General features: G+C 61.2%; 15 protein-coding genes. 9 read left to right on the plus strand and 6 right to left on the minus strand.

Features of this window, described 5'->3' with window-relative positions:
* The first annotated feature begins 3 nt into the window (after nucleotides 1-3).
* The 5 genes from cysM to ACZ89E_RS00260 all read left to right on the plus strand — a co-directional run bounded on the left by cysM (nucleotide 4) and on the right by ACZ89E_RS00260 (nucleotide 6185).
* Nucleotides 4-906: a cysteine synthase CysM gene (gene cysM, locus ACZ89E_RS00240; protein WP_149662105.1), complete on the plus strand. Its 903-nt coding sequence runs from the start codon at nucleotides 4-6 to the stop codon at nucleotides 904-906.
* Nucleotides 906-2258 carry a 23S rRNA (uracil(1939)-C(5))-methyltransferase RlmD gene (gene rlmD / locus ACZ89E_RS00245; RefSeq protein ID WP_476254613.1) on the plus strand — a complete coding sequence of 451 codons (1353 nt, stop codon included), beginning with the start codon at nucleotides 906-908 and terminating at the stop codon, nucleotides 2256-2258. The genes cysM and rlmD overlap by 1 nt, the downstream gene beginning before the upstream one ends.
* 125 nt (nucleotides 2259-2383) lie before the next feature.
* Complete coding sequence (relA, locus tag ACZ89E_RS00250) at nucleotides 2384-4627, plus strand: GTP diphosphokinase (RefSeq protein ID WP_463258199.1); 2244 nt, start codon at nucleotides 2384-2386, stop codon at nucleotides 4625-4627.
* Nucleotides 4628-4780: 153 nt separating this feature from the next.
* Nucleotides 4781-5614: a nucleoside triphosphate pyrophosphohydrolase gene (mazG, locus tag ACZ89E_RS00255; RefSeq protein ID WP_463258198.1), complete on the plus strand. Its 834-nt coding sequence runs from the start codon at nucleotides 4781-4783 to the stop codon at nucleotides 5612-5614.
* Nucleotides 5615-5642: 28 nt separating this feature from the next.
* Nucleotides 5643-6185, plus strand: a complete 543-nt coding sequence (locus tag ACZ89E_RS00260; protein ID WP_149662109.1) for a DUF2058 domain-containing protein — start codon at nucleotides 5643-5645, stop codon at nucleotides 6183-6185.
* Nucleotides 6186-6256: 71 nt separating this feature from the next.
* On the opposite strand, the gene ACZ89E_RS00265 is transcribed toward ACZ89E_RS00260, so the two are convergent.
* From ACZ89E_RS00265 to ACZ89E_RS00290, 6 genes are all read right to left on the minus strand, one after another.
* Nucleotides 6257-6451 (minus strand): hypothetical protein, encoded by a 195-nt coding sequence (locus ACZ89E_RS00265; protein ID WP_133840456.1) that lies wholly within the window; start codon nucleotides 6449-6451, stop codon nucleotides 6257-6259.
* Nucleotides 6452-6782: 331 nt separating this feature from the next.
* Nucleotides 6783-8003 (minus strand): beta-ketoacyl-ACP synthase I, encoded by a 1221-nt coding sequence (fabB, locus tag ACZ89E_RS00270; protein WP_476254614.1) that lies wholly within the window; start codon nucleotides 8001-8003, stop codon nucleotides 6783-6785.
* Between the two features lie 11 nt (nucleotides 8004-8014).
* The gene (gene fabA / locus ACZ89E_RS00275) at nucleotides 8015-8530 is read right to left on the minus strand and encodes a 3-hydroxyacyl-[acyl-carrier-protein] dehydratase FabA (RefSeq protein WP_042560484.1); all 516 of its coding nucleotides are present in this window, start codon (nucleotides 8528-8530) and stop codon (nucleotides 8015-8017) included.
* 248 nt (nucleotides 8531-8778) lie between these two features.
* Nucleotides 8779-10683, minus strand: a complete 1905-nt coding sequence (locus ACZ89E_RS00280; RefSeq protein WP_149662111.1) for an ATP-binding protein — start codon at nucleotides 10681-10683, stop codon at nucleotides 8779-8781.
* The gene (locus ACZ89E_RS00285) at nucleotides 10680-11609 is read right to left on the minus strand and encodes an ABC transporter substrate-binding protein (protein WP_463258195.1); all 930 of its coding nucleotides are present in this window, start codon (nucleotides 11607-11609) and stop codon (nucleotides 10680-10682) included. The genes ACZ89E_RS00280 and ACZ89E_RS00285 overlap by 4 nt, the downstream gene beginning before the upstream one ends.
* Nucleotides 11610-13733: a TonB-dependent receptor plug domain-containing protein gene (locus tag ACZ89E_RS00290; RefSeq protein ID WP_476254615.1), complete on the minus strand. Its 2124-nt coding sequence runs from the start codon at nucleotides 13731-13733 to the stop codon at nucleotides 11610-11612.
* Nucleotides 13734-13929: 196 nt separating this feature from the next.
* Between ACZ89E_RS00290 and ACZ89E_RS00295 the strand changes: the two genes are divergently transcribed.
* The 4 genes from ACZ89E_RS00295 (at nucleotide 13930) to ACZ89E_RS00310 (ending at nucleotide 17632) form a co-directional block, all read left to right on the plus strand.
* A complete protein-coding gene (locus ACZ89E_RS00295; protein WP_149662114.1) occupies nucleotides 13930-14955 on the plus strand; it encodes an NAD(P)H-dependent glycerol-3-phosphate dehydrogenase in 1026 nt (341 codons plus the stop codon).
* Nucleotides 14956-14984: 29 nt separating this feature from the next.
* Nucleotides 14985-15332: a DUF4389 domain-containing protein gene (locus ACZ89E_RS00300; protein ID WP_123510001.1), complete on the plus strand. Its 348-nt coding sequence runs from the start codon at nucleotides 14985-14987 to the stop codon at nucleotides 15330-15332.
* Entirely contained in the window at nucleotides 15329-15781 is a 453-nt protein-coding gene (sixA, locus tag ACZ89E_RS00305) for a phosphohistidine phosphatase SixA (RefSeq protein WP_133840463.1), read from the plus strand. The genes ACZ89E_RS00300 and sixA overlap by 4 nt, the downstream gene beginning before the upstream one ends.
* Nucleotides 15782-15964: 183 nt before the next feature.
* The gene (locus ACZ89E_RS00310; RefSeq protein WP_476254616.1) at nucleotides 15965-17632 is read left to right on the plus strand and encodes an AMP-binding protein; all 1668 of its coding nucleotides are present in this window, start codon (nucleotides 15965-15967) and stop codon (nucleotides 17630-17632) included.
* Nucleotides 17633-17650: the final 18 nt, after the last annotated feature.

The raw sequence follows: 17650 nt of genomic DNA on the forward strand, positions 1-17650 counted from the left end.
GCCATGACCTTGCAGTACCCAACCATCGCCGATTGCGTCGGCAACACTCCGCTGGTCCGTTTGCAGCGCCTGCCTGGTGCCACCAGCAATACCCTTTTGCTCAAGCTCGAAGGGAATAACCCGGCGGGTTCGGTCAAGGATCGGCCGGCGCTGTCGATGATCACCCGCGCCGAGTTGCGTGGGCAGATCCACGCCGGCGATACGCTGATCGAAGCGACCTCGGGTAATACCGGGATTGCGTTGGCCATGGCCGCCGCGATCAAGGGTTACAAGATGATCCTGATCATGCCGGACAACTCCAGCGCCGAACGCAAAGCCGCGATGACGGCCTATGGCGCCGAGCTGATCCTGGTGACCCAGGAAGAAGGCATGGAAGGCGCTCGCGATCTCGCCCAACGGATGGAAGCCGAAGGCCGTGGCAAGGTGCTGGACCAGTTCGCCAATGGGGATAACCCCGAGGCGCACTACACCACCACCGGCCCGGAAATCTGGCGCCAGACCGAGGGAACCATCACGCATTTCGTCAGCTCGATGGGCACCACCGGAACGATCATGGGTGTGTCACGCTACTTGAAAGAGCAGAGTGACAACGTGCAGATCATCGGCCTGCAACCGATGGAAGGCTCGGCGATCCCGGGTATCCGTCGCTGGCCGCAGGAATACCTGCCGAAGATTTACCAGGCCGACCGCGTTGACCGCATCGTCGACATGGCCCAAAGCGAAGCCGAAGACGTGACCCGTCGCCTGGCCCGCGAAGAAGGCATCTTCTGTGGCGTGTCCTCGGGTGGTGCGGTGGCAGCGATGCTGCGCCTGTCCCAGGAAGTTGAAAACGCGGTGATCGTCGCGATCATCTGCGACCGTGGCGACCGTTACTTGTCGACCGGCATTTTCGACGCGGCCAACTGATGGCCAAGCAAGAGAGAAGCCTGCGCTTCCAACCCACGGGCGGCAGCAAGGCCCCACAAATCCCGACCGGCAAAAAGCAGCGCTTGAGCATCGAGCGCCTGGCCAATGACGGTCGCGGTATCGCATTTTTCGAAGGTCGCACCTGGTTCGTCATCGGCGCGTTGGCCGGTGAGGACGTCGAGGCGCGGGTGCTCAATGCCCACGGCAAAGTGGTCGAGGCCCGTACCGAACGCGTATTCCAGGCCAGCGAACTGCGTCGCCCGGCACCGTGCCCCCATGCCGGTCGCTGCGGCGGTTGCAGCGTGCAGCACCTGCCCCACAGCGAACAACTCGCCCTGAAACAGCGCATGCTCGCCGAGCAATTATCCAAGGTCGCCGGTGTCGAACCCCAAGAGTGGGCAGCGCCTTTGAGCGGTCCGGAATTCGGTTACCGCCGCCGCGCCCGCGTGGCGGTGCGCTGGGACATGAAAGCGAAAAAACTCGAAGTCGGTTTCCGGGCTGCTGGCAGCCAGGACATCATCGCGATCAGCGAATGCACGGTGCTGGTACAGCCCTTGCAGCCGATCATGACCCGCTTGCCGGAGATGCTCCGACGCTTGAGCAAACCTCAGGCGCTGGGGCATGTGGAATTGTTCAGTGGCTCGTCGCTGGCGGTATTGCTGCGGCACATGGCGCCGTTGTCCGAGGCCGACCTGACCATCCTCAAGGATTTCTGCGCGTTCCATGAAGCCCAGTTGTGGCTGCATGGCGACGGTGAACCGCAACCGGTTCAGGCCGATCAAGCGCTGGGTTATCGCCTGGAACAGTGGGACCTGAACTTGGCGTATCGGCCGGGGGATTTCATCCAGGTCAACGCCGGGGTTAATGAAGCGATGGTGGCCCAGGCGTTGGATTGGCTGAAACCTGAAGCCGATCAACGCGTCCTCGATCTGTTCTGCGGCCTGGGCAACTTTGCCTTGCCGCTGGCCAAGACCGTACGCGAAGTGGTGGCGGTCGAAGGCGTGCAGGCGATGGTCGAGCGCGCCGCTGCGAACGCCGCTAGCAACAATCTGCATAATGCGAAGTTTTTTCAGGCCGATTTATCCCAGCCTTTGGCTGATGCCGAATGGGCGCGGGAAGGCTTTTGTGCGGTACTCTTGGACCCACCGCGTGACGGTGCTTTTGAGGTGGTGCGCAAGCTCAAGTCCCTGGGCGCCGAACGGTTGGTGTATGTGTCGTGCAACCCGGCAACGCTGGCGCGCGATACGGTCGAATTGATCAAGCAGGGCTACCGGTTAAAACGTGCCGGGATTCTCGATATGTTTCCTCAGACGGCACATGTCGAGGCCATGGCGTTATTTGAAGCGAGCTAGGATGGCTCGTCTGGTCCGACTGGCCGCCCGTGCAGCCGCCGCGCACTCGCCCGGCGCGGGCTAACGGGCAATGAAGGTCAGCGATTTGACGCATTGAATCTGCGTCGTAGGGAAGGTAAAGCAAGATGGTACAGGTGAGAGCACACCAGCCGATCAACACCGACGGCAGTATCAATCTCGAGGCTTGGCTCGATCACGCGGTCACTGTCGATCAGGCACTGGATCGCGAAGCCTTGAAAGAAGCGTGCGAGTTCGCTCGTGCGTCTGAACAGCAAGCCAATGCGGCGAAAAACCTCTGGTCCGAAGGGACCTCGAGTTTCCGCACGGGCCTTGAGATCGCCGAGATTCTCGCCGACCTCAAACTTGATCAGGATTCGTTGGTTGCCGCGATCCTGTATCGCGGCGTGCGCGAAGGCCAGATTGAACTGCCGGCGGTCAGCCAGCGCTTCGGTCCGGTGGTCGCCAAACTCATCGACGGCGTGTTGCGCATGGCGGCGATCAGCGCCAGCCTGAGCCCCCGTCAATCCCTGGTGCTGGGCACTCAGGGCCAGGTGGAAAACCTGCGCAAGATGCTGGTGGCCATGGTCGACGACGTGCGCGTCGCGCTGATCAAACTGGCCGAACGCACCTGCGCGATCCGTGCGGTGAAAACCGCCGACGACGAGAAGCGCAATCGCGTCGCCCGTGAAGTCTTCGACATCTACGCGCCGCTCGCCCATCGCCTGGGGATCGGTCATATCAAGTGGGAGCTGGAGGACTTGTCCTTCCGTTACCTTGAGCCCGACCAGTACAAACAGATCGCCAAGTTGCTGCATGAGCGACGCCTGGATCGCGAGCGTTTCATCGCCGACGTGATGAACCAGCTGAAGAATGAGCTGACCGCCACGGGCGTCGATGCCGACATCAGCGGCCGGGCCAAACACATCTATTCGATCTGGCGCAAAATGCAGCGCAAGGGTCTGGAGTTCAGCCAGATCTACGACGTGCGCGCCGTTCGCGTGCTGGTGCCGGAAATGCGCGACTGCTACACCGCGCTCGGCATCGTCCACACCCTGTGGCGACACATCCCGAAAGAATTCGACGACTACATCGCCAACCCGAAAGAGAACGGCTACCGCTCGCTGCACACCGCAGTGATCGGCCCCGAAGGCAAGGTGCTGGAAGTGCAGATCCGCACTCATGCCATGCACGAAGAAGCCGAGCTCGGGGTTTGCGCGCACTGGCGCTACAAGGGCACCGACGTCAAGGCGGGTTCCAACCAGTACGAAGAGAAAATCTCCTGGCTGCGGCAGGTGCTTGAGTGGCACGAAGAACTCGGCGACATCGGCGGCCTGGCGGATCAGTTGCGGGTCGATATCGAGCCGGACCGGGTCTACATCTTCACCCCGGACGGTCACGCCATCGACTTGCCGAAAGGCTCGACGCCGCTGGACTTCGCCTACCGTGTGCACACCGAGATCGGCCACAACTGCCGTGGCGCCAAGATCAACGGGCGCATCGTACCGCTCAACTACAGCCTGCAAACCGGTGAGCAGGTCGAGATCATCACCAGCAAACACGGCACTCCAAGTCGTGACTGGCTGAACTCGAACCTGGGTTACGTCACCACCTCCCGGGCGCGGGCGAAGATCGTTCACTGGTTCAAATTGCAGGCCCGTGATCAGAACGTCGCGGCCGGTAAAACCTTGCTCGAACGTGAACTCACACGCCTCGGCTTGCCGGCAGTGGATTTCGACAAGTTGGCCGAAAAGGCCAACATGAAAACTGCCGAGGACATGTTCGCCGCCCTCGGCGCCGGCGATCTGCGCCTGGCGCAGTTGGTGAATCTGGCGCAGCAACTGGTCGAGCCGGAACGCGGCAACGAACAGCTGGAACTGATCCCGCGCAAAGCCACCGGTTACAAGCCTGGCAAACGCGGCGATATCCAGATCCAGGGCGTCGGCAACCTGATGACCCAAATGGCCGGCTGCTGCCAGCCGCTGCCGGGGGATGCGATCGTCGGTTACATCACCCAGGGCCGCGGTGTGAGCATTCACCGCCAGGACTGCGCCTCGGTGCTGCAACTGGGCGGGCGCGAGCCGGAGCGGATCATCCAGGTCAGCTGGGGCCCGGTGCCGGTGCTCACCTACCCGGTGGACATCATCATCCGTGCCTACGACCGTTCCGGCCTGCTGCGTGACGTGTCGCAAGTACTGCTCAACGAGCGGATCAACGTGCTGGCGGTCAACACCCGCTCGAACAAAGAGGACAACACCGCGTTGATGTCCCTGACCATCGAGATTCCGGGGCTGGATGCATTGGGGCGGTTGCTGGGAAGAATTTCCCAATTGCCGAACATCATCGAAACCCGGCGTAACCGTACACCGTGAAGCGGTCCCCCTGTAGGAGCGAGGCTTGCCCGCGAAGGCGTCGTGTCAGCCAATAAAGATCTCGACTGACACGACGCCTTCGCGGGCAAGCCTCGCTCCTACAGGTTCCCGGTTGGCCGACACATCGCGTTGACGATGTAGAGATTAAAAAAGATGTATTCACTTGAAGACTTATTGCACCTGATGAACCGCCTGCGCGACCCGCAGTTCGGTTGCCCGTGGGACATCAAGCAAACCTACGCCACGATCGTTCCGCACACCCTGGAAGAAGCCTACGAAGTCGCCGACGCCATCGAGCGCGGTGACTTCGATCACTTGCAGGGCGAGTTGGGCGATCTGCTGTTCCAGGTGGTTTATTACAGCCAACTGGCCCGGGAAGAAGGGCGTTTCGAATTCGCCGGGGTCATCGACGGCATCACCCGAAAATTGATTCGGCGTCATCCCCACGTGTTCCCCACCGGCGATCTGTACGCGCCGCTGGACGTCCCGCGTCTGAATGAGGAACAGGTCAAACAGCGCTGGGAAGAGATCAAGGCCGAGGAACGCGCCGAGAAATCGTGCGCGCCTGAACAGCTGTCCTTGCTCGATGATGTGCCTGCGGCACTGCCCGCGCTGTCCCGCTCGGCCAAGTTGCAGAAGCGTGCCGGGCAGGTCGGTTTCGACTGGCCGGATGCGCTGCCGGTGCTGGACAAGGTCCGCGAAGAACTCGATGAAGTGCTCGAAGCCATGGCCGATAACGACTCGGCCGCGATTGCCGATGAAGTCGGTGACCTGCTGTTTTCGGTGGTCAATCTGGCGCGACATCTGAAGGTCGACCCGGAAACGGCCCTGCGTGGCGCCAACAGCAAATTCGAAAGACGCTTCCGATTTATCGAACAGGCATTGCGCGACACCCACCGTCCCATAGAAGATTGCACCCTCGAAGAGTTGGACGCCCTGTGGGGCGAAGCCAAACGTCAGGAAAAGAATTTGCCCAGCTGCGGTTGAGCAGTTGCCTAAGTGAGAAATAAGCACCATGAGCATTTCCCTTCGCGACCAGTTGCTCAAAGCAGGGCTGGTCAACCAAAAGCAGGCCAAACAGGTCGGCAAAGAGAAGCAGAAGCAGCAACGCCTGGTCCATAAAGGCCAGGTCGAACAGGATGACACCCAGCAACGCCTGGCCAAGGAAGCGCTGGCCGAGAAGGTCAAGCGCGACCAGGAACTGAATCGCCAGCAGCAGGAGAAGGCCGAGGCCAAGGCCCGCGCCGCCCAGGTCAAGCAATTGATCGAAGTCTCGCGCCTGCCGAAGCTGACCACCGAGGACTACTACAACTTCGTCGATGACAAGAAGGTCAAGCGTCTCTCGGTCAACCCGCTGATGCGCAACCAGCTCAGCAACGGCTTCCTGGCGATCGTGCATCACGCCGGCGGTTACGAAGTGATCCCCCGTGAGGCGGCCCTGAAGATCCAGGAGCGCGATCCGCAGCGGATCGTGCAGCTCAACGTCAAGAAAGAAGAAGTCGCGGCCGAGGACGATCCGTACGCGGCCTATCAGATTCCTGATGATCTGATGTGGTAAGCCTTTAGGGCCCGCTACAACGACAAACCCCGCTCATGGCGGGGTTTGTCGTTTTCAATGCTGTAGTTGCTTCACGCCTGGGCGGATCGCAGTTCGCGCTGCTGCTCCAGTGTTTCCAGTTCAGACTTGTAGTTATGCGCATCGGTCTCGGAATGGAACATGCCGACCAGCATGTCTTGTTGATGTACATCCCAGATACGGATACCGGCGGCGATGCCTTCATGGGATTTATGTGAATCGTCGCGTTCAGTTACTTTTACAGTCATCTGCTAGCTCCAATCTCAGTTACCTGCACCAAGGCGTGTGCAGGCCTCTGTTATATGTTTTGTTAGCTTCCTAAGTAAACGCTTTCGTTCGGCAACGAATAATTGCGAAAACTGCAAAAGTCCCGCAGCCCGCTAAACACGCGACATTCGGTCGCAGGTGGCTGAGTTAGATGACAAAAGTTTCATGTTCGCGATGAACAAATCCGCTGCTTGAACGCCGTACCTGTAGGAGCCTGGCTCCTGCAAAAGCATTGCGATGGCTTTTTCCAAGTGCAAAAAAAACGCCCCGAACCAGTCGGGGCGTTTTTCTGTGCGGCGAGGCGGCGGGGTATTACTTGCCGACCCAGCGCTTCAGTACCAGCGTAGCGTTAGTGCCACCGAAGCCGAAGCTGTTGCTCATCACGGTGTTGATGGTGGCGTCTTCGCGCGTCTTGGTCAGGATCGGCATGTCAGCCACTTCCGGGTCCAGTTCGTCGATGTTGGCGGAGCCCGCCATGAAGTTGCCTTCCATCATCAGCATGCAGTAGATCGCTTCGTGAACGCCGGCGGCGCCCAGGGAGTGACCCGACAGGCTCTTGGTGGAGCTGATGGCCGGTGCCTTGTCGCCGAACACCGCACGCACACCTTTCATTTCCGCGAGGTCGCCGACCGGAGTCGAGGTGCCGTGGGTGTTCAGGTAGTCGATCGGGGTGTCGACGGTGGACATGGCCATCTGCATGCAGCGGATGGCGCCTTCGCCGCTTGGTGCGACCATGTCATAGCCGTCGGAGGTCGCGCCGTAGCCAACGACTTCCGCGTAGATCTTCGCGCCACGGGCCAGAGCGTGTTCCAGCTCTTCGACCACGACCATGCCGCCACCGCCGGCGATGACGAAACCGTCACGGTCAGCGTCGTAGGCGCGGGAGGCTTTTTCCGGCGTGTCGTTGCGCTTGCTGGACAGTGCGCCCATGGCGTCGAACAGGAACGATTGGCTCCAATGCTCTTCTTCACCGCCGCCGGCGAACACGATGTCCTGCTTGCCCATCTGGATCTGTTCCATGGCGGTACCGATGCAGTGAGCACTGGTGGCGCAGGCAGATGCGATGGAGTAGTTCAGGCCCTTGATCTTGAACGGTGTGGCCAGGCAAGCGGAAACGGTGCTGCTCATGGTCCGCGTGACGTAGTACGGCAGAACCTTCTTGATGCCTTTTTCACGCAGGGTGTCCAGCGCTTCCATCTGGTTCAGCGTGGAAGCACCGCCGGAACCGGCGATCAGGCCGGTACGCGGGTTGGATACCTGCTCTTCGGTCAGGCCCGAGTCTTCGATGGCGCTTTTCATCGCTACATAAGCGTAAGCCGCTGCGTCACCGACGAAGCGAAAGGTCTTGCGATCAATCAGCTCTTTAAGCGGCAGGTCAATGGAGCCGGAAACCTGGCTACGCAGACCCATTTCGGCATATTCCGGGTTGAACCGGATGCCCGGGCGACTTGCACGCAGGTTAGCGGAGACGGTCTCTTTGTCATTGCCCAGGCACGAAACGATGCCCAGACCAGTGATAACGACGCGGCGCATGCGGATAACCCTTAGAAGTTTTCAGTGGAGGTGAACACGCCGACCCGGAGGCCTTCGGCGGTGTAGATTTCGCGGCCGTCGACACTGACCGAACCATCGGCGATAGCGAGGTTCAGCTTGCCTTTGAGGACGCGCTTGATCTGAATGTTATACGTAACTTTCTTGGCAGTCGGCAGGACCTGACCAAAGAACTTCACTTCGCCCGAACCCAGTGCACGACCGCGGCCCGGCAGGCCTTGCCAGCCCAGGAAGAAGCCGACCAGTTGCCACATGGCGTCGAGGCCCAGGCAGCCCGGCATCACCGGATCACCTTCGAAGTGGCAGGCGAAGAACCACAGGTCTGGAGTGATATCCAGCTCGGCGACCAATTCACCTTTGCCGTACTTGCCACCTTCTTCGCTGATATGGGTGATGCGATCCACCATCAGCATGTTCGGGGCGGGCAGTTGCGCGTTACCTGGGCCGAACAGCTCACCGCGACTGCAGCGCAGCAGGTCTTCCCGAGTAAAGGCGTTTTGTTTGGTCATGCGAGCTCCTCAATAGTCCCGTGCGGCAGGGTGGGGCAAATCTTCCCGGCCGATCGAAGCGTTCATGCCTCGAGTCGACAGCCTACTCATAGACTATTGCGTTGTGGTGAAAGTCACAGCACCAAGGACATGAATGTACACTTGTGCACTGAAATTATTATTCAAGCCCCTTTTCGGGCCTGTTCGGGTGCCTAAGACTGCCGCACTTTCGCCTTTCACGCCAGTCGCAGATAGCCGAAAGGACAGCACTACTGCACCCAACGCTGCAGAATTTGCTGCAGATCAGTGCGTTTGAAGGGCTTGGCCAGGTAATCGTTCATGCCCGCCGCCAGGCACGCTTCGCGGTCACCCTGCAAGGCGTTGGCCGTCAGCGCGATGATCGGCAAGTCCAGGCAACCGGGCAATTGGCGAATCTGGCGGGTCGCTTCATAGCCGTCGATGATCGGCAACCGGCAGTCCATCAGGATCGCCTCGAAAATCAGACTCTCGGCACTGCGTACCGCCTGGGCGCCGTCGGTGGCGACGCTGACCGTAAAGCCCAGGCTGCGCAACATGGCTTCGATAACCGTCTGGTTGACCGGATTGTCCTCCACCAGCAACACATTGCGTCCTTCACCGTTGCCATTGCCGGTCGGCACCCGTGGCGCCGGCAGTTCCGGCAAAGCCTGCTTATAAAGCGCGAGGGGGATTTCCAGGGTGAACACCGACCCGCGACCTTCCTCGCTCTGCGCCCGCAACGTACCGCCCATGCGTTCGGCGAGGGTGCGGGCAATCGGCAAACCGAGCCCGGTGCCGCCGTAACGTCTTGAAATGGAACTGTCGGCCTGCTGGAACGCGTTGAACATCAATTCCAGGCTTTCGGGGGAAATCCCGATGCCACTGTCGCGCACGGTGCAGGTGAACCACAGCAATTCGTGATCCAGGGATTGCCACTGCGGCTCGATGGTCACGCGGCCCTGTTCGGTGAACTTCAGAGCGTTGCCGATCAGGTTGACCAGGATCTGCCGGATCCGCGTCGGATCGCCCTGAACCTGCAAGGCGCGCATGTCGTCGGGAATCAGCAGCTCAAGGTCGAGCTTGCGTTGCACCGCGCTGTGCTGGAACGACTGGGCGCAGCTGCCGATCAGGTCGGCGAGGTTGAACGGAATGTGCTCCAGCTCCAGTTCAGAACGCTCGATGCGCGAGAAGTCGAGGATGTCGTTGATCACCTTGAGCAAGTGTTCGGTGGACTCCGACGCCAGCGCCGCGTATTCGACCTGCTCCTCGGTCATGTCGGTGGTTTCGAGCAATTGCAGCATGCCCAGCACGCCATTCATCGGAGTGCGCAGTTCGTGGCTCATCATCGCCAGGAAGTCGGATTTGGCGTTGTTGGCCTTTTCCGCTTCCTCGCGGGTCTGGATCAGCTGCGACATCGCTTGCTGCTGTTCGCGGCTGGCCTTTTCCAGACCTTCGGCGAGGTTGTTGATGTGTTGCGACAAGGCCCCCAGCTCGGTGTCGTCGACGATCGGCAGCGGCGTGCTGTAGTCGCCTTTCTGGATCGCCTTGACCGCGTTACCGATGTCGCGGATCGGTTGCGACAGACTGCCGGCCAGGCGCCGGGCCAAAAGAAAGGTGAACAGCAAGGCGAACAACGCGAGGATCCCGGCCTTGAACAGGATCTCCTGCTGGCGCTGGCTGAAGGCGTCGTTGGACAGGCCGACGATCACCCGCCCCAGATAGTCCTCGCTCGGCGCACTGACCGAGGTCTTGGTGTTCTGGAAGAAGTCATTGTTCAGCGCGATCCGTTGCAACCGCACCGGCGCCTGGAACACTTCGACCTGTTGCGAGCGGTTGTGGGATTCCGACGGTTGCTCGACGTACACCAGAATCCGGTTGGCGCTGTCCTGCACTTCCAGAAAGCGCACATTGGGCGTGGCCAGCGTGGCCTTGAGCAGGCTTTCCAACACGTCGTTGTTGCCGGAGATCACACCGTATTCGGTAGCCGGTGCCAACTGGTTGGCGATCAGTTGACCGGTGTGGTTGAGCTCCTGGCGCAAGTCCTGGATCCGCACGAAGGTGAAGAAACTGATCAGCAGCAAGGTCAGCAGCAGGGCAGGGCCGAGGCTGATGATCTGGGTTCGGGTGTTGATGTCCCAACGGCGTCGGAAGGTCATGGGCGGCTTTCTCCTTCAGCCAACTGTGCGGCAACAGATGCTTCATTCATCTGTTCAATACCTAATGAACGAGCCACTTGTGGATTGCTTAAGACTTTGAAGTGCCTGGGGTAGAGCGTACGCGGCCAGGTGGCTGGTGGCCGGTCGAGCAACTCGTCGAGAATCGCCAGCCAGTCGCTTTGGTCGCTGTAGGTGCTGGCCAGGCTGCCAGCCTTGACGAAACCGGCATTGGGGCCGATCAGCGCCATCTGTCGTGCATAGCTGCTGAGCAGCAGGTTTTTCGCGGTTTTCGGGTTGTACAAATCGGGGTCATCGAGCCCGAGCAGCACATCGCTGTTTTTCAGCAGTGTCAGCAACGGGCGACTGTCGTTGGTGTTGTCCCAACGTTCGGCGACGATCTCCAGGCCCAGGGGCAGGGCGGCCTGGCGCAGTTCTTTCAAGAGGAATTCGCTGTGCCGGTCATAGAGCACACCGACCCGGCGCACCTGGGGCAGCACCAATCGGGTCAGGCGCAATTGCCGGTCCAGAGGCGGATCGCTCCACAAGAGGCTGAGGTGGGGGGGCAGCAGATTATTCAGGCGTTGCCGCGCTTGCAGGCGGCTGATGCGCAGCACCAATGTTGCCGGGCCCTGGCTGTCTTGCAGGCGCCAGTCGAGGCTCGGCAGGTCAAGCAAAATCAGGCGCGTACCGCCGGGCAATTGACTCGGTGCCGGCAGGCTGGCCAGCGGCTGGAAACGCACGCTGTCGGTGGGGCGCAGCTCATTCAGGGCCTGGGTGAAAGATTGCACGCCGGGACTGTCTTCGGCACCGGTCAGCAGAATCTCCATGGCACAAGCCGACAGACTGCAAAGCAGCCCGCCGAACGCCAGCCACAGCACGGCCAACAAATGGCCAAGGCTTGGCGTCTTCCGTGACTGAGGTTGCATCTAAAACGCCAGCTCCGCGCTGAAGTAGAGCACCCGGCGCTCGTCGTAATTGTTGTCGATGAAGGTGGTGGGCTGGTTATCGAGGCGCTGTTGCAGCACGCCGGCCAGTTCCAGGTTTGCCTTGCCCAGGCCGATGCGTTTGGCGATGCGCGTGTCGAGCCGTTCGAAGCGGTAACCGTTGAGGGCGTCGTCCCCATAGTAGAAGAGCGCGCTGTTCCAGCCTTGGCCCCAGTTGCGCAGCCAACCGGCGGAACCGCTGTTGCGTGCCGTCTGCTGTTGGTCCAGCGGGTTGCTGGCCTTGGCATCGACGTAGGCATAGGTCAGGCGCAGGCGATCGGCACGGCTGACGTGCCAGTCGAGTTGGGTTTCAGTGCCGGTGAAGCGTGAGTTGTTGGCGTTGCTGGCGATGTACTGGTTGTTGCGCAACGGCTCACTGATCATGCCGGTGATTTCGTCGTAGAACAGCTTCACATCCACCGCCAGGCCCAGCTCGGCGAAGAAACCGTTGTAGCCCAGTTCCCGGGAACGCATGCGTTCCTTGTCGAGGTCGCCGGGCCCACGGGTCTTCACGAAATAGCGGGCGCTGGACTGGCCATAGGCGCTGGGCCGCAGATTGGTCACCTGATAGCTCCAGTTCACGTTGTTCTCGAACATGTCCGGTGAGCGGATGGCTTCGGAATACACCGCGCGCAAGCCGTGGCGCGGGTTGATCAGGTAATTGACCGCCACCCGCGGGGTCAGCGAACTGCCGGTCAGTTGCGTGTCTTCGAACATCGCGCCGCCCTGTAGCAACCAGTGTTCGCTGGCGCGCCACTCAAGTTGGCCGAACGTGCGCCAGGTGGTGTCGTCGAGGGTGCCATTGAAGTAGGTCTCGGAGTCTGCCCGGTCGTAACGATAGTTCATGCCGCTGACCAGCCGCAGACTATCGGACAGGCTCAGGGTGTCTTGCAGTTCGAGGTCGTAGCGCGATTCCCGGGCGCTCTGGTCGATGTCGCCACACAGGGTTTGCCGGGCGCCGTTTTTCCATTGCGCCAGCACCTGATTGCCCAACGCTTGTTCCGCCGCAGTACCTGCCGGGGCGCCGGGGCCGGTGTAGCGCTCCATGTTGCGCGCCAGGCGTTCGGCGTAGTTCGGGTTGAGTTGCCACAGGTCGGTCAGCTCGGGGCTGAACGACACTTCGGCATCACAGGCGCGCCAGGTCTGCTGGCGATCCCAATGTTGCGCCGAGCCCTGGATATACAGGCTGTGATCGGGATTGATGTCCAGGTTCCAGCGCAGGGAGCCGGCGTAATCCTTGGCGATTACGTCGGAATTGTTCCCGGCAGCGGTAATCCCCGAGAACACCGGGCGGTAGGTATACGGTCGCTGGTTGCTGCCGTCCTTGGCATTCAATTGCCAATCGATGCTTTGGCTTTCATTGAGCGATTGGCTGACCGCGAGGTTGAAGCGGTTCAAGCGCCGACTGTCGCGGTAATCGGCGCCGGTGCGGTCCGAGTCAAAGCCGTCGTCTTGCTGGCCGGAGAGCGACAGGCGCAGATCGCCGCCGTCCCAACCGGTGCCCTGGCTGGCGTAGAAATCGTTGATGCCGCGCTGGCCCCGGGTGACTTTCAGGCGCGTGCCATGGCTGTCCGCCGGGTTGCGGGTGATGATGTTGACCACCGCCATCAGCGCGTTGGCGCCGTAGCTGACGGTGTTGGGGCCGCGAAAGATTTCGATGCGCTCGATGTCTTCCATCGCCACCGGAATATCGCTCCAGTCCACGGTGGCCAGGCCGGCGCGGTACACCGAACGGCCATCGATCAACACCTGCATGCGCCGGGCTTCGCTGGCATTGGTGCCGTGATAGTTCACCGCCGCCTGATTGCCATTGATGTTGCCGACCATCATCCCCGGCACCAGGCGCAGCAATTCGCTGATGTCCCGGGCGCCGCTGGCGTTGATGAGTTCGCTGTCGATCACCGTCATGCTCCCCGGCACGGCGGCCGGCGACTGCTTGAGTCGCGTCGCCGTCAGTACTTGCGGCAACGGATCGCTGTCGAGGAACAGGTCGTCGGCCAGCAAAACCGGGCTGAAGAACAGCGCCAGCAGCAGCGACGAGCGAGGTGAGGAGGGGCCAAAAGACACGACACAGCCTTGGTAGCGATTAAGTGGCGCGCATGTTAACCGAGCACGGTCACTTTTCCAGTCACGTTATGGGCATTTTCCTCGGATTTGTTGGTCTTCTTCCTACACGTGTCGGTAATTGACGCGGGGGCTGGCCGCCACTGGGCCGCTCCGTATAATGCCGGCATCGCCACTGGTATGGATTAACGGATTACATATGACTGAACAGCGCCCAATTGCGGTCCTGGGAGGCGGAAGTTTTGGTACCGCCGTGGCAAACCTGCTGGCCGAGAACGGCCATCAGGTTCTGCAGTGGATGCGTGACCCCGAACAGGCCGAGGCCATCCGGGTCAATCGCGAGAACCCGCGTTACCTCAAAGGCATCAAGATTCTGCCGGGTGTTACGGCGGTCACCGACCTGCCTGCCACCCTCGACGCCTGCGACCTGTGCTTCGTCGCGCTGCCGTCCAGCGCGTTGCGCGCGGTGCTGGTGCCGTATGCCGAACGCTTGAGCGGCAAATTGCTGGTCAGCCTGACCAAGGGCATCGAAGCCCACACGTTCAAGCTGATGAGCGAGATTCTCGAAGAGATCGCCCCGCAAGCGCGCATCGGTGTGCTGTCCGGGCCGAACCTGGCCCGTGAAATCGCCGAACACGCCTTGACCGCCACGGTGGTCGCCAGCGAAGACGAAGAACTCTGCGCGCGGGTCCAGGAAGCCCTGCACGGCCGCACCTTCCGCGTCTACGCCAGCGCCGACCGTTTTGGCGTGGAGTTGGGCGGGGCGTTGAAAAACGTCTACGCCATCATCGCCGGCATGGCCGTGGCGCTGGGCATGGGCGAAAACACCAAGAGCATGCTGATTACCCGGGCCTTGGCGGAAATGACCCGCTTCGCGGTGAATCAGGGGGCTAACCCGATGACCTTCCTCGGTCTGGCGGGCGTTGGTGACTTGATCGTCACGTGCTCGTCGCCGAAAAGCCGCAACTATCAGGTCGGGTTCGCCCTCGGCCAGGGCCTGAGCCTGGAAGACGCAGTGACGCGCCTGGGCGAAGTCGCCGAAGGCGTGAACACCCTCAAAGTGCTCAAGGCCAAGTCCCAGGAAGCGGGCGTGTACATGCCGCTGGTCGCCGGGCTGCACGCGATTTTGTTTGAAGGGCGCACGCTTGAGCAGGTGATCGAACTGTTAATGCGGGCCGAGCCGAAGACCGACGTCGACTTTATCTCCACCAGCGGTTTCAACTGATTGCTTTATCTACGGGCAGGGAGCGGCACATGAACGATCCGAAAACAGAAGCCAAGTACGAATCCATTCTGCTGCGAGTGTTGTGGATGATCGTCTTCTTGCTGGTCTGGCAAGTGGCGCAATTTATCCTCGGCGCGGTAGTGCTGGTGCAGTTGATCTATCGTTTGATCTATGGCGCCCCGAGCGCCAGCCTGATGAACTTCGGCGACAGCCTGAGCCAGTTCCTGGCGCAGATCGGTCGTTTCGGCACGTTTCACAGCGACCAGAAGCCTTGGCCGTTCGCCGATTGGCCGACGCCGCGTACCCCGGAAGGTGAAGCGCCGCACGTTGTAGCGCCTGCACCGCATCCGGCCCGAGATGAGGAGCCTAAGCTATGAAACTCTGGGTATTGCGTCATGGTGAAGCCGAGCCACACGGCACGCGTCCAGACTCCGAACGGGCATTGACCGCCCACGGTCGTGAAGAAGTGCTGCGCACGGCTGCCGAGTTGATCGGCCGGCCGATTACGGCCATTTACGCCAGTCCTTACCTGCGTGCGCAGGAGACCGCGCAACTGGTCCGTGAAGCGCTGGGGTTCGCCCCCGAGATCCGCACCGTCGAGTGGCTGACCCCGGACAACCGCCCGCAAGCGGTGGCCGAGCAGTTGGTGTCGGTCGATCACGCGTTGCTGGTCAGCCATAACCCGTTGGTGGGCAACTTGCTGGGCTACCTGCAGCACGGTCATGTGCAAGACCCGGAAGCGGTGAAAACCGCCGGCCTGGCGGAGCTGGAAGGCGACTTGCCGCTGGCCGGCGGCATGAAGCTCAACGGCATCAAACACCCCTGACCCGCACACTTGCGTAGGAGCGAGGCTTGCCCGCGAAGACGTCGTGTCATTCAACAACGATGTCGACTGACACGACGCCTTCGCGGGCAAGCCTGGCTCCTACAGGTTCGTGTGAAATAGTTGACCAAGCACTTGCTCGGTTGACTACGCTTGCTCCAGACCAAAAACAAAGGAGCAAGTCGCATGCCTGCTGCTTTTCGTTTGCCGCTGGACGTGTTCTACGAACGTGAAGCCCGCCATCCCCGCCAGCGCTTTCTGGTCCAGCCACTGGGCGGCGGCCAGGTCGAGACACTGAGCTGGGCCGATGTCGGCCATCAAGCCCGCTGCGCCGCTCATTGGTTGCGCGCCCGGGAACTGCCCCAAGGCAGCCACATCGCCCTGATCTCGAAAAACTGCGCCCACTGGATCATCGCCGATCTGGCGATCTGGATGGCCGGGCATGTGTCAGTGCCGCTTTACCCCAACCTCACTGCTGAATCCGTGGCCCAAGTGCTGGAACACTCCGAGGCGGCGCTGGCGTTTGTCGGCAAACTGGATGATTGGCCCGGCATGTCTCGCGGCGTCAGCCCGGACCTGCCGACCATCAGCTTGCCGCTGCATCCGCCGGGCGTCTTCAATTTCAGCTGGGACGACCTGCAGAAAAGCTCGCCGATCCAGGACGACCCGAAACCCGCCGCCGAGCAATTGGCGACCATCATCTATACCTCCGGCACCACCGGCCTGCCCAAAGGCGTGATGCACAGCTTCGGCAACCTCGGCTTCGCCACCACCCGTGGCACGCAGTTGTTCGGCCTCAGCGAGTCGGACCGGTTGCTGTCCTATCTGCCGCTGTGCCATGTCGCCGAGCGGATGTTCGTCGAGCTGGCGTCGATCTACACCGGACAAACCGTGTTCTTTGCCGAGAGCCTCGACACCTTCCTCACCGATCTGCAGCGCGCGCGCCCGACCGCGATGTTCGGCGTGCCGCGCATCTGGACCAAATTCCAGATGGGCGTGTACAGCAAGATCCCGGCAAAACGCCTGGATTTCCTGCTCGGCCTGCCCTTTATCGGCAAGCGGGTCGGGCACAAAGTCCTCGCCGGGCTGGGGCTTGATGCGCTGCGCGTGGCCCTGTCCGGCGCCGCGCCAGTGCCGCAGACCTTGCTGCTGTGGTACCGCAAACTCGGGCTGGACGTGCTGGAGGTATACGGCATGACCGAAAGTTGCGGGTACTCGCACATCGGCCGGCCGGGAGACGACAAGCCGGGCTGGATCGGCAAGCCGTGTCCGGAGGTTGAAGTGCGGATCGCCGAGACCGGGGAGGTCTTGGTGCGCAGCGGCGCGACCATGCTCGGCTATTTCAAGGAGCCGGAAAAAACCGCCGATACGATCACCGAGGACGGCTTCCTGCGCACCGGTGACAAGGGCGAGCAGGACGCCGAAGGCCACTTGCGCCTGACCGGGCGCCTGAAGGAAATCTTCAAGACCAGCAAAGGCAAATACGTGGCCCCGGCACCGATCGAAAATCGCCTGGCGGTGCATTCGCGGATCGAACAGGTCTGCGTGGTGGGCGATGGCTTGAGCGCGCCGATGGGATTGTGCGTGCTGTCGGCGGTGGGTTTGCAGGATGCCGCCAGTTCAGCGCGCAATGCTTTGCATTCGAGCCTGGAAAAACTCCTGGAAGAGGTCAACGGCGCCCTCGATAAACATGAACGCTTGCGCCGCCTGGTGGTGGTCAAGGACAGCTGGGCGGTGGAAAACGGCTTCCTGACCCCGACCCTGAAGATCAAGCGCAACGTGATCGAAGCCGCGTACGGGGCGCGCTTCGAAGAATGGAGCGAGCGCAATGAAGCGGTGCTGTGGCAGGATTGAGCGACGAACACCCTCAAT

Source organism: Pseudomonas sp. TE3899 (assembly GCF_056279105.1).

Excerpts from the sequence above, each read along its gene's own strand:
- cysM (WP_149662105.1), top strand. The coding sequence starts at position 4 with ATGACCTTGCAGTACCCAACCATCGCCGATTGCGTCGGCAACACTCCG.
- rlmD (WP_476254613.1), top strand. The coding sequence starts at position 906 with ATGGCCAAGCAAGAGAGAAGCCTGCGCTTCCAACCCACGGGCGGCAGC.
- relA (WP_463258199.1), top strand. The coding sequence starts at position 2,384 with ATGGTACAGGTGAGAGCACACCAGCCGATCAACACCGACGGCAGTATC.
- mazG (WP_463258198.1), top strand. The coding sequence starts at position 4,781 with ATGTATTCACTTGAAGACTTATTGCACCTGATGAACCGCCTGCGCGAC.
- ACZ89E_RS00260 (WP_149662109.1), top strand. The coding sequence starts at position 5,643 with ATGAGCATTTCCCTTCGCGACCAGTTGCTCAAAGCAGGGCTGGTCAAC.
- ACZ89E_RS00265 (WP_133840456.1), bottom strand. The coding sequence starts at position 6,451 with ATGACTGTAAAAGTAACTGAACGCGACGATTCACATAAATCCCATGAA.
- fabB (WP_476254614.1), bottom strand. The coding sequence starts at position 8,003 with ATGCGCCGCGTCGTTATCACTGGTCTGGGCATCGTTTCGTGCCTGGGC.
- fabA (WP_042560484.1), bottom strand. The coding sequence starts at position 8,530 with ATGACCAAACAAAACGCCTTTACTCGGGAAGACCTGCTGCGCTGCAGT.
- ACZ89E_RS00280 (WP_149662111.1), bottom strand. The coding sequence starts at position 10,683 with ATGACCTTCCGACGCCGTTGGGACATCAACACCCGAACCCAGATCATC.
- ACZ89E_RS00285 (WP_463258195.1), bottom strand. The coding sequence starts at position 11,609 with ATGCAACCTCAGTCACGGAAGACGCCAAGCCTTGGCCATTTGTTGGCC.
- ACZ89E_RS00295 (WP_149662114.1), top strand. The coding sequence starts at position 13,930 with ATGACTGAACAGCGCCCAATTGCGGTCCTGGGAGGCGGAAGTTTTGGT.
- ACZ89E_RS00300 (WP_123510001.1), top strand. The coding sequence starts at position 14,985 with ATGAACGATCCGAAAACAGAAGCCAAGTACGAATCCATTCTGCTGCGA.
- sixA (WP_133840463.1), top strand. The coding sequence starts at position 15,329 with ATGAAACTCTGGGTATTGCGTCATGGTGAAGCCGAGCCACACGGCACG.
- ACZ89E_RS00310 (WP_476254616.1), top strand. The coding sequence starts at position 15,965 with ATGCCTGCTGCTTTTCGTTTGCCGCTGGACGTGTTCTACGAACGTGAA.